Source organism: Polynucleobacter sp. HIN6 (genome assembly GCF_030297575.1).
Taxonomy (GTDB): domain Bacteria; phylum Pseudomonadota; class Gammaproteobacteria; order Burkholderiales; family Burkholderiaceae; genus Polynucleobacter.
Map to the genome: position 1 here is coordinate 1,024,033 of NZ_AP028137.1, position 16,875 is coordinate 1,040,907.

The 16,875-nt window shown below is 50.7% G+C and carries 12 protein-coding genes and 1 tRNA gene; 5 read left to right on the plus strand and 8 right to left on the minus strand.

Translation table 11 applies throughout. From position 1 onward, the window contains the following. Positions 1 to 29: 29 nt before the first annotated feature. Positions 30 to 3,980: an ATP-dependent RNA helicase HrpA gene (gene hrpA, locus QUE66_RS05290; RefSeq protein ID WP_286223044.1), complete on the minus strand. Its 3,951-nt coding sequence runs from the start codon at positions 3,978 to 3,980 to the stop codon at positions 30 to 32. Positions 3,981 to 4,065: 85 nt separating this feature from the next. Between hrpA and argA the strand changes: the two genes are divergently transcribed. Then, positions 4,066 to 5,415 carry an amino-acid N-acetyltransferase gene (gene argA / locus QUE66_RS05295; RefSeq protein WP_286223045.1) on the plus strand — a complete coding sequence of 450 codons (1,350 nt, stop codon included), beginning with the start codon at positions 4,066 to 4,068 and terminating at the stop codon, positions 5,413 to 5,415. Positions 5,416 to 5,493: 78 nt separating this feature from the next. Next, entirely contained in the window at positions 5,494 to 5,772 is a 279-nt protein-coding gene (locus QUE66_RS05300; protein ID WP_286223046.1) for an oxidative damage protection protein, read from the plus strand. Here QUE66_RS05300 and hemN read toward each other — a convergent pair. Continuing rightward, on the minus strand, positions 5,769 to 7,199 hold the full coding sequence (hemN, locus tag QUE66_RS05305) for an oxygen-independent coproporphyrinogen III oxidase (RefSeq protein ID WP_286223047.1): 1,431 nt from the start codon (positions 7,197 to 7,199) through the stop codon (positions 5,769 to 5,771). The two genes, QUE66_RS05300 and hemN, sit on opposite strands and share 4 nt — an antisense overlap. Before the next feature lie 156 nt (positions 7,200 to 7,355). Here hemN and acsF point away from each other — a divergent pair, with 156 nt between their 5' ends. After that, on the plus strand, positions 7,356 to 8,432 hold the full coding sequence (acsF, locus tag QUE66_RS05310; RefSeq protein ID WP_286223048.1) for a magnesium-protoporphyrin IX monomethyl ester (oxidative) cyclase: 1,077 nt from the start codon (positions 7,356 to 7,358) through the stop codon (positions 8,430 to 8,432). Positions 8,433 to 8,435: 3 nt separating this feature from the next. Here acsF and rpiA read toward each other — a convergent pair whose 3' ends face one another. Continuing rightward, positions 8,436 to 9,161 (minus strand): ribose-5-phosphate isomerase RpiA, encoded by a 726-nt coding sequence (gene rpiA / locus QUE66_RS05315; protein ID WP_286223049.1) that lies wholly within the window; start codon positions 9,159 to 9,161, stop codon positions 8,436 to 8,438. Positions 9,162 to 9,208: 47 nt separating this feature from the next. Here rpiA and tal point away from each other — a divergent pair, with 47 nt between their 5' ends. Continuing rightward, a complete protein-coding gene (tal, locus tag QUE66_RS05320; protein ID WP_286223050.1) occupies positions 9,209 to 10,153 on the plus strand; it encodes a transaldolase in 945 nt (314 codons plus the stop codon). Here the strand turns inward: tal and rlmB are convergent, their stop codons facing one another. Both rlmB and rnr read right to left on the minus strand, forming a co-directional pair. Further along, positions 10,154 to 10,915: a 23S rRNA (guanosine(2251)-2'-O)-methyltransferase RlmB gene (gene rlmB / locus QUE66_RS05325; protein ID WP_286223051.1), complete on the minus strand. Its 762-nt coding sequence runs from the start codon at positions 10,913 to 10,915 to the stop codon at positions 10,154 to 10,156. Further along, positions 10,912 to 13,239 carry a ribonuclease R gene (gene rnr / locus QUE66_RS05330; RefSeq protein ID WP_286223052.1) on the minus strand — a complete coding sequence of 776 codons (2,328 nt, stop codon included), beginning with the start codon at positions 13,237 to 13,239 and terminating at the stop codon, positions 10,912 to 10,914. Before rnr ends, rlmB begins: the two co-directional genes overlap by 4 nt. Positions 13,240 to 13,313: 74 nt before the next feature. Between rnr and QUE66_RS05335 the strand changes: the two genes are divergently transcribed. Further along, positions 13,314 to 13,400: transfer RNA gene (locus QUE66_RS05335), tRNA-Leu, on the plus strand. 31 nt (positions 13,401 to 13,431) lie between these two features. On the opposite strand, the gene QUE66_RS05340 is transcribed toward QUE66_RS05335, so the two are convergent. From QUE66_RS05340 to hflC, 3 genes are read right to left on the minus strand one after another with little or no spacing between them, the layout of a single operon-like run. After that, the gene (locus QUE66_RS05340; RefSeq protein WP_286223053.1) at positions 13,432 to 14,763 is read right to left on the minus strand and encodes an adenylosuccinate synthase; all 1,332 of its coding nucleotides are present in this window, start codon (positions 14,761 to 14,763) and stop codon (positions 13,432 to 13,434) included. A 53-nt stretch (positions 14,764 to 14,816) separates the two neighbouring features. After that, positions 14,817 to 15,992, minus strand: a complete 1,176-nt coding sequence (locus tag QUE66_RS05345) for an ATP phosphoribosyltransferase regulatory subunit (RefSeq protein WP_286223054.1) — start codon at positions 15,990 to 15,992, stop codon at positions 14,817 to 14,819. 11 nt (positions 15,993 to 16,003) lie between these two features. Then, positions 16,004 to 16,873 carry a protease modulator HflC gene (hflC, locus tag QUE66_RS05350; RefSeq protein ID WP_286223055.1) on the minus strand — a complete coding sequence of 290 codons (870 nt, stop codon included), beginning with the start codon at positions 16,871 to 16,873 and terminating at the stop codon, positions 16,004 to 16,006. Between the last annotated feature and the right edge of the window lie 2 nt (positions 16,874 to 16,875).

A 16,875-nucleotide genomic window follows, 5' to 3' on the forward strand; every position in this document is an offset into this window, starting at 1 on the left:
TGCCCAAAGGCCTAAGAACTCTGGGCTTATTAGCGCAGACTGGCTAAGACCTTTTCGAGGCGCTTGACCGACATTGGCATAGGGGTCTTGAGTTCTTGGGCAAATAAGGCAACCCGTAACTCCTCAAGCTGCCACCGGAACTCACGCAAGCGCGCATCGTGCTCATCATTCATTCCAGCCATGCTTTTACTCTCTTGCATCATCCTCTGCCAAGGCCTGGCAACGGACTCCCAATCGCGCTGGTTTTGAGCGTCGCGGCTAGCATTACTACGCAGTTTTTCAATCCTTAGCCCAATGGCCTTCAGGTAGCGTGGTATGTGCACCAAATGCTCATAAGGTATTTGCTTCACAAACTGCGCATGAATCAATCCCTGCAATTGCGAGCGCATGTCTTCATAGGCGCTACTTGATAAGGCTTTGGCAGCAATTAATTTCTTATGCAACTCGGCATACTCTTGCAGGCTGGTTAACACGTGTTTCGCGATCTCACCAGCAATGAGCATGAGGCGGGGTTTGCCTTGTTTTAGTGATTCTTCAAACTGCGCTTTGTTGGTGGGATATTGGTTTTGCAACATGGCACGCTCAATCGCCATCATGCCAATGTTCTCAATGAGCTCCTCGACTGATCCTAATTGAATAAAGAGTAAACCGATGTCACGCGCATGCTGTAATTGTTTATGCAAAGCCTTGGTATGCTCTTTTAAGACCAGGCTATATAGTCGGCATAAACCCTGGCGGTGGATTCGTTTCGCCTCCGCTGGGTCATCAAATACCTCCAGCTCTACCGCTGTCTTACGATCCACTAATGCCGGATAGCCCTGGATGGTTTGGTTTCCACGTGTCATGGTGACGGTCTGCGCTAGCTCACCAAAATCCCAAGCCTGATAACTGCCCTTCTGAATGGGTAATGCCTGTGCTTGATCCGTTTGTACCGTTCTTATATTGGCATCAGCAAGGCTCTGGAAGGCGTCACGCGCTATCGCACCATACTCGCTACGTAAGCGATTTAAGTTACGCTCTAACTCTAGCTGTCGACCATGCTCATCGATTAAACGGAAGTTCATGAAGCAATGGACCGGTAGGGTCTCAGGTCGAAAGTCGGTGCGCTTGACCTCAATTGGATTCTGGTCACGGATATAGCGCATCAGCCGATCAATCAAATCCCCCTTCCCAAAACTGTTGCTGTCTAAGTGTTCTTGAACAAATTGTTTAGCACTCTCTGGCAATGGGATGCAATGACGACGAATCTTTTGTGGCAAGGACTTCAGAAGTAGCTGGACTTTCTCAACACAGAGGCCTGGCACGAGCCACTCCGCTTGAATCGCATCGACCTGATTCAGAACGGTGATGGGTACGATCAAGGTAATGCCATCTTTGGGACTACCCGGTTCAAAGTGATAGCTAGTTTGCAAGCTCACACCATTCATAACGATTGTTTTGGGGTAGCGGTCAGCGCTAATACCTGCAGCTTCATGGCGCATCAGGTCTGATTTCTGGAGACGCAGACTCTGGTCTTTTTGCTCCAGTTTGGCACGATCCTCCTCAAGCCAGGCTTGGAGACCGCTGCGACTATAGACCGTTTCTGGAATTCGTTCGCGATAAAAAGCGCATAGCAACTCATCGTCCACTAATACATCAGGGCGGCGTGAGCGATGTTCTAGCGCCTCCACTTCCCGAATCATTTGACGGTTGTGCCAAAAGAAGGCAAATAATTTACCGTAACGACGTTTTGCTTCCGCTTGGGTCTCACGCTCCAAAGCTGGGGTGTCGACCTTACCAAACATCTCCCCTTCGACTAAGGCTTTCTGAATAAACAAGGCGTGCGCCTCCCTTGCATCGTGCGGCGCATAAGCCACTCGTCGACCATGGTAGACGGGTAAGCCATACAGTGTGGCTCGCTCAAAAGCTAAGACCTCGCCGCGTTCCTTATCCCAAAAGGGATCGCTCAATGATTTCACTAGACGATGTTTGGCAACTCGCTCAATCCATTGAGGCTCGATCTTGGCCAAGGTTCTCGCGTATAAGCGAGTGGTCTCTTGAATCTCACCCGCCACAAACCATGCGCCCACTTTTTTACCCAGGCTCGATCCCGGCCAAATGAATAAACGAATACCCCGAGCCCCGAGATAGTCACCGGCTTTATTGCCCCGTTGATCACTTGCATCTTCGTCGCGCTTGCCAATATAGCCAAGAAGCCCAGTAAGAAGAGCTGTATGGATTTGCTCATAGGTTGCTGGGGTTTGATTCTCTTTCCAACCCTTCTCCGCCAGCAAGACATGCAATTGCCCATGCACATCGCGCCATTCTCGAAGACGCCTAGGTGAGAGAAAGAGGCTGCGGCATTGATTCTCCAGCTGGCGATTACTTTGCTTGTGTTTCAGAGCCTCTTGATACCAGTTCCACAGTTTCACAAACGATAGGAACTCAGAACGCTCATCAGCAAATTGCAAATGGGCTTGATCAGCTGTACTGGCAAACTCCAGCGGCCGCTCCCGCGGATCTTGACAGGCCATGGCTGCAGCAATGATGGTGAGTTCTTTGAGTGCCTGCTGCTCACGCGCAGCGAGCAAGATCCGCCCGATACGAGGATCTAAGGGTAGCTCAGCGAGAGCCTTGCCAATCGCGCTGAGTTGAACACGGTGTTGACCCTGTACATCTGGCTCGGCTGCGTTCTCAATCGCACCCAGCTCCTCTAAGAGCTGCATACCATCCACAATCGCCCGGCCTAAGGGTTTATCAATGAAGGGAAATTGCGCAATATTAGGTAGGCGCAACGCGGCCATTCGTAGGATCACGGCGGCGAGTGAGCTGCGCAAGATCTCTGGGTCGGTATACGCGGCGCGCGCTTGGTAATCCACTTCACTATAGAGGCGAATGCAGATACCGTCGGCTACACGGCCACAACGACCCGCACGTTGGTTCGCTGCAGCCTGAGAGATCGGCTCCACTTGAAGCTGTTCAACCTTATTCCGATAGGAGTAACGCTTCACGCGCGCTAATCCTGAGTCAATCACATACCGAATGTTCGGCACGGTCAAGGAGGTCTCGGCCACATTAGTTGCCAACACAATCCGGCGGCCATTGCCGGTTTGGAATACGCGCTCTTGTTCACTCACTGCTTGCCGTGCGAATAGGCTCAGGATCTCTGGATGGAAACGTTGTTGTAAAAATGGGTCTTTGCGTAAGGCTTCAGCACACTCCCGAATCTCCCGCTCACCCGGCAAAAATACCAGGACATCGCCAGCCCCTGCGGCACCCTCACGCCACACATCGCCAATTGCTTTGCAAACTGCTTCGGGGATCTCAAGAGCCTCCCTTTGACCATCAACTTGCAATGGTGCATAACGTTGCTCCACCGGAAAGAGTCGACCACTCACCTCAATCACCGGAGCAGCTTGACCATGGATTGCAAAGTGGTTGGCAAACCGTTGGGCATCGATCGTCGCTGAGGTGATGATGAGCTTGAGATCGGGTCGCTTGGCGATCAGTTGCTTAAGATACCCAAGTAAGAAATCAATATTGAGACTGCGCTCATGGGCCTCATCAATGATGATGGTGTCGTACTTTTTAAGGAGAGGATCAGCCTGGGTCTCCGCCAACAAAATCCCATCGGTCATTAATTTGATCGATGCTTGGCTACTGGTGTGATCGGCAAAGCGCACCTGATAGCCCACGTCTTCACCCAAAGGTGTACCCAGCTCTTGGGCAATTCGTTTGGCGGTACTTGTGGCGGCAATACGACGCGGCTGCGTATGACCGATTAGTCCACCCTGATGGATTTTGCCTCGACCCAAGGCCAGGCATATTTTGGGGAGCTGGGTGGTTTTGCCTGAACCCGTTTCTCCGCACACAATGATCACAGGGCTTGCCAGTAAGGCTTTGGCGATCACCTCGCGCTGCGAGGAGACCGGCAAACTCTCTGGGAAGGTAATGGGCTTATCCCGCAATGGATGCCAAACGATCGCGCTTGACTCGCTCATAGTCTAGGCCGAAGCATGAGTTGTAAGGATTGGCATCCATGATTTATTTGGTATCTACGCGCTTGCACCCTATAATTTTCGCATTATGTCCGCGCTTCCATCCTCCTCCCATTCCGCTCACTTTCCCTTCGTTGGCTGGCTACGCGAGGTAGCGCCCTATATCCACGCCTTTCGTGAGAAAACCTTTGTTATTGCCTTTGCCGGTGAGCTAGCCCAGGACTTCGATCAACTCGAGAACTTAATTGAGGACATCGCCATGTTGCACGCTATGGGCATGCGCATCGTCCTGGTTCATGGCATTCGCCCCCAAATCGATGAGCAGTTGTCCCTGCGGAAGATCAAGAGCAAGTTTGGTAAGGGCCATATGAGTAGTTATCGGATTACCGATGCCCCCGCCCTCGAGTGTGTCAAAGAGGCGGCTGGTGAACTGCGTCTGGATATTGAGGCTGCGTTCAGTCGCGGTTTACCCAATACCCCCATGGCGGGCTCACGCATCTCAGTAATCTCGGGCAACTTTATTACGGCCATGCCGATTGGTGTGGTTGATGGGATCGATTACCTTCTCACTGGGCTTGTCCGTAAAGTCGACTCCGAATCGATTCGGATGTCCCTCAATAGCGGTAAGTTGGTATTACTCTCACCACTTGGGTTCTCACCCACCGGTCAGGCATTTAACTTGTCGTTTGAAGATGTGGCTGCCGCTACTGCTGCAGCTCTGAAAGCCGATAAGCTGATGTTCTTAACGCCATTCCCAGGATTGCAAGATGAGGAAGGTCAACTAGTTACTGAGCTCTCGATTGCCCAACTTCAGCACTACCTCCAGCTCTACCCTGATCTACCAAGCAATATGCGCAACTTCTTGAACACGGCCATGCGCGCGGTGCGCTCTGGTGTGAGCCGTGCGCATTTCTTACCCTGCGATCGGGATGGCGTTTTACTCGAAGAATTGTTCACACACGATGGAGTAGGCATGATGCTGGCCGCCTCCGATATTGAGAACCTGCGTGAGGCAACGCAAGATGATGTGGGTGGTATTTTGCAACTCACGCTGCCACTCGAAGCAGAGGGCATTTTGGCTGCGCGTGGTCAGGACGTGATCGAGCGCGATATCGCCAGGTTCTCGGTCATCGAGCACGATAAGGTCTTATTTGGTTGCGCCGCCCTCTTTCCGTTTCCGAATGGTGTGGGTGAGCTTGCTTGCCTTGTGGTCGACCCCAACTCCCAGGGTTCGGGTGATGGTGAGCGACTATTAAAACGCATTGAAGCACGTGCCAAGCAAGAAGGCATTAACAAATTATTTGTTTTGACAACCCGAACGGAGCACTGGTTCCTCAAGCGCGGCTTTGTGCGTGCCACCGTTGACGATCTTCCAGAAGAGCGTAAGCAGATCTACAACTGGGATCGCAAATCCATGGTGCTCACCAAGAAGATTTAATCCCCCGCATTTAGAGGTGCAATACCAACTCAGGTATGAGTGCCTATAATCAAAGCAATTAGTTCAATCGAGGTTGATATGGCACGAATGGTTCAATGCATTAAGCTCAATAAAGAAGCCGAGGGCTTAGATTTTGCTCCCCTACCTGGCGATCTTGGTAAAAAGATCTGGAATCAGGTATCTAAAGAGGCTTGGGCTGGCTGGCTAAAGCACCAGACCATGCTCATTAATGAGAACCGCCTCAATATGGCCGATCCCCGAGCTCGTCAATACCTTCTTAAGCAGGTCGAGAAGTATTTCTTTGAAGGTGGCGCCGATATGGCTAGCGGCTACGTGCCGCCAGCGAACGGTTCTTAAAGTACTTTGGAGTACTTCGCCTGCGAGCGCGACTCTCGTAGGTGACGATCAAATACCATGGCAACGCGTCGGGCCAACAGACGGCCCCGCATCGGCACTCTTAAGTACCCACCCTGATTCTCGATTAAACCGGTGCCTTCTAGATTTGCGAGCTCGGCAAGCTCCACTACAAAGTAATCCGCAAAGTCGATTGCATGTTTTTTGGCAAAGGCCTTCGTGTCCAGCTCAAACTGGCACATCAACTCGCCAATGAGATCGCGACGGATCCGATCATCATCGTTCAGGGTAATGCCTCTTAAGGTTGGTAACACACCATGATCCAGTTGCGCATAGTACTCAGGAAGGGTTTTGTGATTCTGGGTATAGGTACCGGCTACTTTGCCGATTGATGACACCCCAAGGGCAATCAGATCACACTCAGCTTGGGTGGAGTAGCCCTGAAAATTACGGTGCAATCGCCCTTCGCGCTGAGCAATTGCAAGCTCATCACTCGGCTTAGCAAAGTGGTCCATCCCGATGAACACATATCCCGCATTTTGGAGCTGAGAAATGGTATTGGCCAGAATTGCTAATTTCTCGTTGGCGCTCGGTAATTCAGCTTCCGAAATCCGTCGTTGAGGCTTAAATGCATGCGGTAGGTGGGCATAGTTATAGACAGAGATCCGATCAGGTTGCATGGCCAAAACCGCTGAAACTGTTTTCTCAAAAGTACTCTGACTTTGTTTCGGAAGACCATAGATCAAATCAATGCTGCGCGATTTAAATCCATACAGATGCGACCAATCCAATACCGCTTGGGTCTCTTCCACGCTTTGAATCCGATGAATGGCCGCCTGGACCGTGGGATCAATATCTTGTACACCCAGACTAATACGGTTAAATCCCAAGGCAGCCAATAAGGCGATATCCGCCTCCTTCACACGTCGCGGATCAATCTCAATCGAATACTCGCCATCGGGCAAGAGCTCAAAATGATTATGAATGAAGCCCATCAGTTCGCGCGTTTCCTGATGGGACAAAAAAGTAGGTGTCCCACCACCCCAATGCATCTGACTGACGCTGAGCTTGCGTCCCCCAAGAGCCGCTAAGACCAAATCCATTTCTTTCGCGAGGTACTCAATGTATCGCCGACTTTTGGAGTGATCCTTCGTGATGATCTTGTTGCATGCGCAGTAATAGCAAATATTGGGGCAAAACGGGATGTGAAAGTAAAGCGATACCGGGTCGGTTTTTGTTGCAAGCGCTTTCAGAGCGTGATCGTAATTGCTGGCGGTATAGCCCTCATGAAATCGATCGGCGCTAGGATACGAGGTGTAGCGAGGTCCATTCACATCAAACCGTTTGAGCAGTTCTGGCTCAAAGAGGATCTCCTGCTCATGTTGAGCTAAACAAGCGCTTGGCGGTATGGTATCAAGTACAAAACTCATTGCTTCATTCCTTGGTCGCATTATGCGGTGCGAATCCATAAAAGTTGACACTTTTTTTGAAAGACCGCCTGTGTTTTTGATCTAGATCAAAAGCCTCACTTCTGAGGAAATTAACATCCCTATATCAACCCATAAATCTCACATAGAGAAAGCCTCATGACCACCATCACCGAAATAAATACTCTTGAAGATGCCGCTCGTAAAGCGGTCTCAAGCACCATGATTAGTCCCCGCTTTTACACCACCGATCATGACTATATGAACCAAATTAATATCGAGCCGGTACGTGCCGAGTGGGACATCATGATGAAAGAGTATGAGGGTGATAACAACCAGGATCACTTTATTCGGGATGCCGATTTTGCTAAAGAAGTGGACGAGTTATTGCCCAAACTCGACCCAGAATTACGCAAGGAGTTTTTGGACTTCTTGGTCACCTCACTGACCTCTGAGTTCTCGGGCTGTGTGCTCTATAACGAGATCCGAGGAAAAATCACCAATCCAGATATCAAGCAGCTGATGACGTATATGGCCCGTGATGAATCGCGTCATGCTGGTTTTATTAATTCCTCCCTGAGAGACTTTGGGCTAGGAGTTAATCTAGGTGATCTCAAGCGTGATAAGCCTTATACCTATTTCAAGCCAAAGTTCATTTTGTATGCCACTTACCTCTCAGAGAAGATTGGGTATGCAAGGTACATCACCATCTTTCGGCAGTTAGAGAAAAACCCCGATAAACGCTTTCATCCAATCTTTCGCTGGTTTCAGCGCTGGTGCAATGATGAGTTTCGGCATGGCGAATCCTTTGCACTGATCATGCGCGCCAATCCAAGCCTATTGCAAGGAGGCAATATCTATTGGATCCGTTTTTTCTTGTTATCGGTCTATGCCACGATGTATGTCCGTGATCACACCCGCCCTGCTTTAAAGATGGCGATGGGCCTAGATCCAACCCAATACGATTACGAGGTATTTCGGATTACATCTGAGATCTCAAAACAAGTGTTTCCCATTACTCTCGATACCGATCATCCAAAATTCCGACAAGAAATGGATTATTTGCATCGTGTAGCAGATCGGTTTTATGAGGCAAAGGCCAAAGGCGGAATCACTGGACTCATCCAACAAGGTTGGTACGCCAGTCTAGGCTTTCTGAGCTTTGCGCGCCTGTACTTCATCCCAGTCAAGCACCACAAGTTACCTAAAGAGATTCGCTTGGCACCAATTTGGTAGTTACTAGGTAAACCGAATTCTCTCCACCTGATCGGCTTTGCCAAGCAAAAGGACATTGGCCTTGCGTTTGGCAAAGAGTCCCACGCTGATCACGCCTGGGATCTGATTGATTGCTTCTTCAAGAGCGATTGGGTCTTCAATGGATAAGCCATGGATATCTAAGATCCAAGCCTTGTTATCGGTAAGATAGGGTTGACCCTCGGCTTTGCCAGATTTGATCATTCTTAATTGAGCTTGCCCACCAAATGGAGTGAGCGCTTTCGTAACCGCCGTTTGTGCCAAAGGAATAATTTCTACCGGGAGAGGAAAGTGACCCAGCTGCTGCACGAGTTTGGTCTCATCGCAGATGCAGATAAAGTCTTGAGCCATGCTAGCAATAATCTTCTCGCGGGTTAAAGCGCCGCCACCACCTTTGATCATATGACCCTGCGGATTAATTTCATCAGCACCATCCACATAAATTGGCATGGGGTAGGATTGCTTTGCAATCGCATCAGGTAATTGGTTGGCGTCGACCACATGAAAGCCCAATTTAAGCAAACGCTCAGTGCTTGCTAGTGAACTTGAGATCACTCCCGCAAAATGATCGCGGTACGGTGCAAGTAGATCAATAAACCAGTTAGCGGTTGAGCCAGTCCCGATCCCCAAATACTGACCCTTGGGCATAGCCCCAATGACATAGTCTTTGGCAGCTTGGGCAACGCGTTTTTTGAGGTCGTCTTGGTTCATAAACGCAATGATACAGAAGGATATTCGCTATCATATGCCATTACCTTATGGACACATTAGCCCAACTCAAACGCTATACCACCGTGGTTGCTGATACTGGCGACTTTGAGCGCATGCGCGCCTTTGCTCCGCAAGATGCAACCACTAATCCATCGCTCATTCTCAAGGCGGTCTTGCTGCCAGAGTATCAAGCCTTGGTTGCATCGGTGCAGCGTGATCATCCCAACGCCTCCCCTGCCCAATTAATTGATCGGATCTTGGTGGCGTTTGGGGTGGAGATACTGCGCATTGTGCCGGGTCGGGTCTCAACCGAAGTCGATGCACGTCTGTCATTTGATACCGCTGCCACCATTGCGAAGGCCAAAGAGATCATGGCGCTCTACGCGGCAATGGGCATCCCCCGCGAGCGGGTTTTAATCAAACTTGCTAGCACCTGGGAGAGCATTATGGCGGCTCGTGAGCTTGAGCAAGAAGGTATTCATTGCAATATGACTCTGCTTTTTTCGGTGGTGCAAGCAGTTGCGTGTGCGGATGCTAAGGCTCGATTAATTTCTCCATTTGTGGGACGCATTAGTGATTGGTATAAGAAGTCTTTGGGCGATCAATGGTCTCTCGAGCAGTTCGGGGGCGCCAACGACCCCGGGGTGCAATCGGTGCGCAGCATCTATACCTATTACAAACACTTTGAGATTGAAACCGAGATCATGGGGGCAAGCTTTCGAAATACCAGTCAGATCTTAGAGCTTGCGGGTTGCGATCTACTGACCATTAGCCCCGAACTCTTAGCTGAATTGCAAGCCAGTACCGAACCAGTGAGCCCAAAATTACTAGTTAGCGATGCTAAATTAGCCAATGTGGAGCGCTTGAACTTGGATCAAGCTAGATTTGGGAAGCTCTTGGCAGAGAACGCCATGGCCTTCGAGAAACTCCAAGAAGGTATTCAGGCCTTTTGTGCCGATATTGAGAAACTCGAGGCCTTGCTAATTCGTTGATCACTTCTTCGGTGATTTAGCTTGTGCGCGTTGGCGGCGCGCCTCATACAGTGTCACACCAGTGGCTACCGAGACGTTCAAACTCTCGACCGCCCCTTGCATCGGAATATGCACCAATTGATCACAGGTCTCGCGGGTTAAGCGCCGCATACCCTCACCTTCTGCACCCATGACAATCGCAGTGGGTCCCTTGAGATCAACGTCATAGATCGATTCCTGGGCCTCATCATCAGTACCAATAATCCAAATTCCAAGCTCTTGCATCTCGCGCATGGTTCTTGCAAGATTGGTCACCGTAATAATTGGGATTACCTCGGCAGCGCCACTGGCGACCTTACTCACGGTGGCATTGATGCTGGCCGAGCGATCTTTAGGAACGATCACGCCATGCACTCCTGCACCGTCGGCTGCACGCAGGCAGGCACCTAAGTTATGAGGATCGGTAATGCCATCGAGCACTAAGAGTAAGGGTGGATCACTTTTAGCATCTAAGCTATCTAATAGTTCTGGCAAGGTTCTTGCTACAGAGATGCCCTCTGCCATCGCCACAATCCCCTGATGACGATCGTGGCCAGCAAGATTATGTAAGCGCTCGGCATTAGCGGTGTACAAACGCTTCCCTAAAATGGGTTCTGCTTGCTTAATGAAGTCCGCCATCCGACGATCGCGTCTAGCAGGATCGTAGTACACCGACTGAATACTCTGGGGATCAACCCGCAAACGCGTCTGCACCGCATGAAATCCCAAGAGCAACTGCTTCATTTGCGTTTGCCTTTATGACTTTTACGACCGGTTCCCTGACCCATCGATGGCTGACGTGCAGTCTTACCCGTTTTTGCCTTTGATTTCTTACTCGCGGTTGTGGTTTCGCGCTTAGGCGCTTTCTCGGCAGGACGGGTTTTCTTGTGGGCCGCTTTCTTAGAGGGGCGACCTGAGTCATTGGCCAAGACCGCTGATTTAAATCGTGCGCCATCGCGCTCATTGCTGCCATTGGCTTTCACGAGACTGAACTCAATCTTGCGAGCATCGAGATCCACTCGACTCACTAAGACATGCAAGCGATCACCAATTCGATACCGAATCCCAGTACGCTCCCCCCTTAACTCCTGGCGGGCCTCATCGTATTGGTAATAATCGCCCCCTAATTCAGTAACGTGGACCATGCCTTCCACGAACAAACTCTCGAGTTGTACAAAAAGACCAAAGTTAGCGACTCCAGTAATCGTGCCGGCGTACTCCTGCCCCAAATGGTCGCGCATGTAATAGCACTTCAGCCAGGCCTCGACATCGCGTGAGGCCTCATCGGCTCGACGCTCATTGGCAGAGCAATGCACCCCAAACTGGGCCCAGACGGCTAGTGCTGCACCCTCTTTGGATCCTTTGATATTCGCTGCGCGCTTACTCTTTGCCTTAGTATCCCGCTGTGACTGCTTCACAGCAGCGGCATTGGCGCGACCTTGCCCCTTACGAGGCATGGTGAGGTTCATGGGTACATCTTCTGGCAAATGCGGATGATAGGCTTTCTTACTCAAGATTGCTTTGATCGAGCGGTGCACCAATAGATCAGGGTAGCGTCGGATGGGGCTCGTAAAGTGGGTGTATGCAGGGTATGACAGGCCAAAGTGACCTTCATTTTCTGGTTGGTAAATCGCTTGTTGCATCGACCGCAAAATCAACATCTGCAAAGTACTTGCATCAGGCCGGCCTTTGATCTCTTTCATGAGCTTGGCAAAATCTTTCGGATGAGGCTTCTCATTTCCGGTCAGATGCAAGCCAGTGGTTCTCAATACCTGCTTGAGGGTCTGAACTTTCTCGACCGAGGGCTCACCGTGTACTCGAAAGAGGCTGAGGTGCTGATGCTTTTGCAGAAAATTAGCAGCACAGACGTTCGCGGTCAACATACACTCTTCAATCAAGCGATGGGCGTCATTACGCAATCGGGGCTCAATGCGCAAGATCTTGCCGAGCTCATTACTAATGATCTGGGTCTCAACGGTCTCAAAATCAATCGCGCCTCGCTTCTCACGGGCGGCAAATAGTATTTTGTAGAGTTGGTAGAGGTGATTTAGTTGATCATTAAACTGGGCAAAGCGTACTGCTTCGGGTCCACGAGTATTACTTAATATCTCCCAGACGGTATCGTAGGTGAAGCGTTGCGCAGAGTGCATCACGCCTTGGTAAAACTGATACGCCAGAATCTCACCCTTTTGATCTACCACCGCATCACAAACCATGCACAGGCGGTCGACTTCGGGATTAAGGGAGCAAAGGCCATTCGAGATTTTCTCGGGCAGCATCGGAATCACTCTGCGAGGGAAATACACCGAGGTGGCCCGCAGCAAGGCATCCTTATCAAGTGGATGACCGGGCTTCACATAATGCGCTACATCAGCAATCGCCACAATTAAACGCCAGGCTTTGGTTTGGCCATACTGCACTGGCTCGCAATAGACCGCATCATCGAAGTCTCTGGCATCGGCGCCATCAATCGTAATCAGCGGGATATCGCGTAGATCAACTCGGCCCTTGAGATCCTCCTGAGTGACTTCATTTGGTAATGCTTCAGCTTCTTTTAGGGCAGCAGGTGAGAACGTATGGGGCACGCCATACTTACGAACCGCAATCTCGATCTCCATACCGGGGTCATCAATCTCACCCAGGACCTCAACAACTCGGCCAACAGCCTGGCGATAACTATCGGGATAATCAATAATCTCAACACTCACCACCTGGCCCAATTTGGCCATGCCTTGCCCCCGCGGTGGAATGAGGATGTCGTGACCGATACGCTTATCCTCAGGCGCCACAATCAGAACACCGTTCTCATTAAGTAGACGTCCAATGACCAAGCGATTGGCATGCACCAGCACTTCCACAATTTGACCCTCAGGTCGGCCGCGCCGGTCGGTACCCAATACTCGAATCGAGACCCGGTCACCATGCATGACCCGAGCCATCTCACGCTCGGCTAGGAAGATATCCTCACCGCCGTCATCGGGCACCACAAAGCCAAAGCCATCGCGGTGACCCTGAACCGTGCCCATGCGATCGCTATCGCGGGTAATGGGTTGATCCGATTTACGCATGAACGGCTTTCGCAATTAAGGTCATTAGAGTGATTTGACCACAATGTGATGACTGCAACCTATAATGCAAATATGCCCAAATGGCGAAATTGGTAGACGCACCAGCTTCAGGTGCTGGCGATCGAAAGGTTGTGGAGGTTCGAGTCCTCTTTTGGGCACCAAAATGCAAGAGGATTAAATACCAATCCTCATTTAATCTTCAAACGGATGCTGCAAGAGGATGGTCTCATCCCGCTCTGGTCCGGTAGAGACCATCGCAATCGGTTTGCCACAGATCTCTTGCACGCGTTTGAGATAGTCTTGAGCGGTCTTGGGTAACTTGTTCCAATCTGTAATCCCAACGGTACTCTCAGTCCAGCCCTTAAAGTCTTCGTAGATGGGTTCACAACGCGCGACCGCTTCAGCACCTCGTGGCAAAACATCCAAGGTCTTACCATCCAGCTTGTAGCCTACGCACAGACGAATGGTCTCAATGCCATCGAGCACGTCAAGCTTCGTGATGCACAAGCCAGAGAGACCATTAATTTGGATGGAGCGTTTTAGTGCCGCGGCATCAAGCCAACCCGTACGCCGTGGTCGTCCGGTCACTGATCCAAACTCTTTACCAACTTCAGCCAAGCGAATACCTACCGGATCTTGCTTATTGGGGTTCTCATGGTCATACAGCTCACTGGGGAATGGTCCTGCGCCCACCCGGGTGCAATAGGCTTTGGTAATCCCTAAGATGTAATGCAATGAACCGGGTCCCACACCAGAGCCAGCAGCCGCATTACCAGCAACGCAATTACTCGAGGTCACAAAGGGATAAGTACCGTGGTCAATATCAAGTAAGGTGCCCTGTGCACCTTCAAAGAGAAGGTTCTGACCCGCTTGCTCAGCCGCATAGAGTGCGCTTGAGACATCCACCACCATGGGTTTAATGCGCTCCGCATAGGACATGGCTTCATCAAGCACACGATTAAAGTCTAGAGCATCCACTTTGTAATACTGAGTTAATGCGAAGTTGTGATAATCCAAGTTCTCGCGCAACTTAGAGGCAAATTGTTCGGGATAAAAGAAGTCTTGTACCCGGAGTGCTCGTCTAGCTACTTTATCTTCATACGCAGGACCAATTCCACGCCCGGTCGTACCAATCTTATCGCTGCCACGTTTTTTCTCACGCGCATGATCAATCGCCACGTGGTACGGAAGAATGAGCGTGGCTGCTTCGGAGATCTTTAAGCGTCCTTGTACATTAAGACCTGCGCTTTCAAGTTCACCAATCTCTTTAAATAGAGCCTCCGGTGAGAGCACTACACCATTGCCGATATAGCAAATGACTTGAGGATGCATGATCCCTGAAGGAATCAGGCGTAAGATAGTTTTCTTGCCACCAATAATGAGTGTATGTCCGGCGTTATGTCCACCCTGAAAGCGTACGACGGCTTGTGCGTGATCGGTGAGCCAATCAACCACCTTGCCCTTCCCCTCATCGCCCCACTGCGTGCCAATCACGACAACATTACGACCCCGAGACTTACTCATATCCATTCCACTTCATTTTTTATTGATTTAGCCTAATTGTAGTGATCAAGCCACTAGGCACGTGATTTTAGTTCCCAGCCAGTGCCCTGCTTAACGAGCTCGCGTTGGCACTCAAACTCCTCAGAATGTGCGTCATCCCCTTTGTGAACCTGGATCACCACCTCACCCTCAGCGCGTAACTCTGCAATGCGACGGTTTAAAGCAGGGTCGTCCGACCATGGCGCCAGAATAGCCTGGCGCTTGATGGAAATCGTCGATAGGTCGGCCAGCGTGAGCAGGTCAAGAGAGAACCCCGTAGCCGGACGTGAGCGACCAAAGGCTTGACCCACATGGTCATAGCGCCCACCTCGCGCAATCGGCTGAGGTAAACCATCGACATAGGCCGCAAACATCACGCCGCTGTGGTACTGATAGCCACGCAAGTCCGCCAGATCAAGTGAAAGCTCGAGTTGATCGGATAAGCGACTGATCGCCTCAATCAAACGCTCTAGGTCTTTGAGAGATTGCTCAATCAGAGACTGACTGGGCAAGGCCAAGGGGCCAGAACGGGCATTGGCCAAGACCTCGGCACATGCTCCATTGAGTTGCAATAATGCCAATAAAGGCTTGCTAATCGAGGGAGCAAACTGGCTCACCCATTGAGCGAGACTCGGCCGGTCTTTCGTTTGTAATAAGGTGTAGAGGGTCTCGGTATCAGCATGACTCAATACTAAATTCCCCAAGATTCCTTTGAGAACGCCGGCATGTGAGAGATCCAAATAGATCTTGCCAATGCCAGCTTGGCTAAGAGTTTTAAGCAGGAGTTGGATCGCCTCGAGATCAGCTTCCCATCCGGAATGCCCATAAATCTCGGCACCCAATTGCATCTCTTCACGCGAGGTCGAGCCTGGCGGTGTGCGCACGCGCGCCACTGACCCCGCGTAGCACAAACGGGTTACGCCTTCACGATTGAGAAGGTGTGCATCAATGCGCGCCACTTGAGGTGTGATGTCGGCACGCAAGCCTAAGGTGCGGCCCGAGAGCTGATCAACTAGCTTGAAGGTCTGCAAATTAAGATCGGATCCCGTCCCAGTCAAGAGCGAATCCAAGAACTCCAATAACGGCGGACTAACGAGCTCATAGCCATAGGATTGATACAGATCGAGCGAGCGGCGCCGCAACTCCTCGATCTTACGAGCCCGGGCTGGCAATACATCAGCAATATCCTCGGGCAATAACCAACGGTTCATGGTGAACTCGATTAGTTCTTCTTCTGCATGAACCGGAAGAAGTCGTTACTCGGCTCGATCACCATCACGTCTTTCTTATCCTTGAACGAATTGCGATAGGCCTCAAGGCTGCGATAGAACTGAGCAAACTGCGGGTCACGGTTAAACGCATCGGCGTATAAGGCGGTGGCACGTGCATCGCCTGCTCCCTTAATGCGCTGGGCATCACGATAGGCCTCTGCCAAGATCACATCGCGCTGACGCTCCGCACTCGCCCGAATCTTATCGGACTCTGCCGCACCAGTGGATCGCAACTCATTCGCAACGCGCTTACGCTCGGCTTCCATCCGGCGATAAACCGAATCGCTAATCTCGGCCAGGAGGTCAATCCGCTTGAGACGTACGTCCACGATCTCAATACCAATGGCTTTGGCATCGTCCTCCACTTTTTTCTGGATGCCCTGCATCACCTGATCACGCTGCTCAGAAATAATCTCGCGAATGGTGCGTTTAGTGAACTCTTCGTTCAATGCCGACCGAATGAGCTGATTCATACGATCCGTTGCTAAACGCTCATCGCCACGGAAGCTCACGAAGAACTTAAGCGGGTCGATAATGCGCCATTTCACATACGAATCCACCAAGAGGTTTTTCTTCTCAGCAGTAATGAAGCGCTCAGCATCGGGATTATCAATCGTCATGATGCGACGATCAAAAAAGATGACGTTTTGGAATGGCGCAGGAAGTTTGAACTGCAGACCTGGCTCTTCAATTACTCGTACGATCTGACCGAAGGCAAACACCACCGCAAACTTGCGTTGATCCACTACAAAGATGCAAGAACTAATCAAATAAAACGCAACGATTAGACCCAGAATAAGACCAAGGAGACGATTAGGCATGA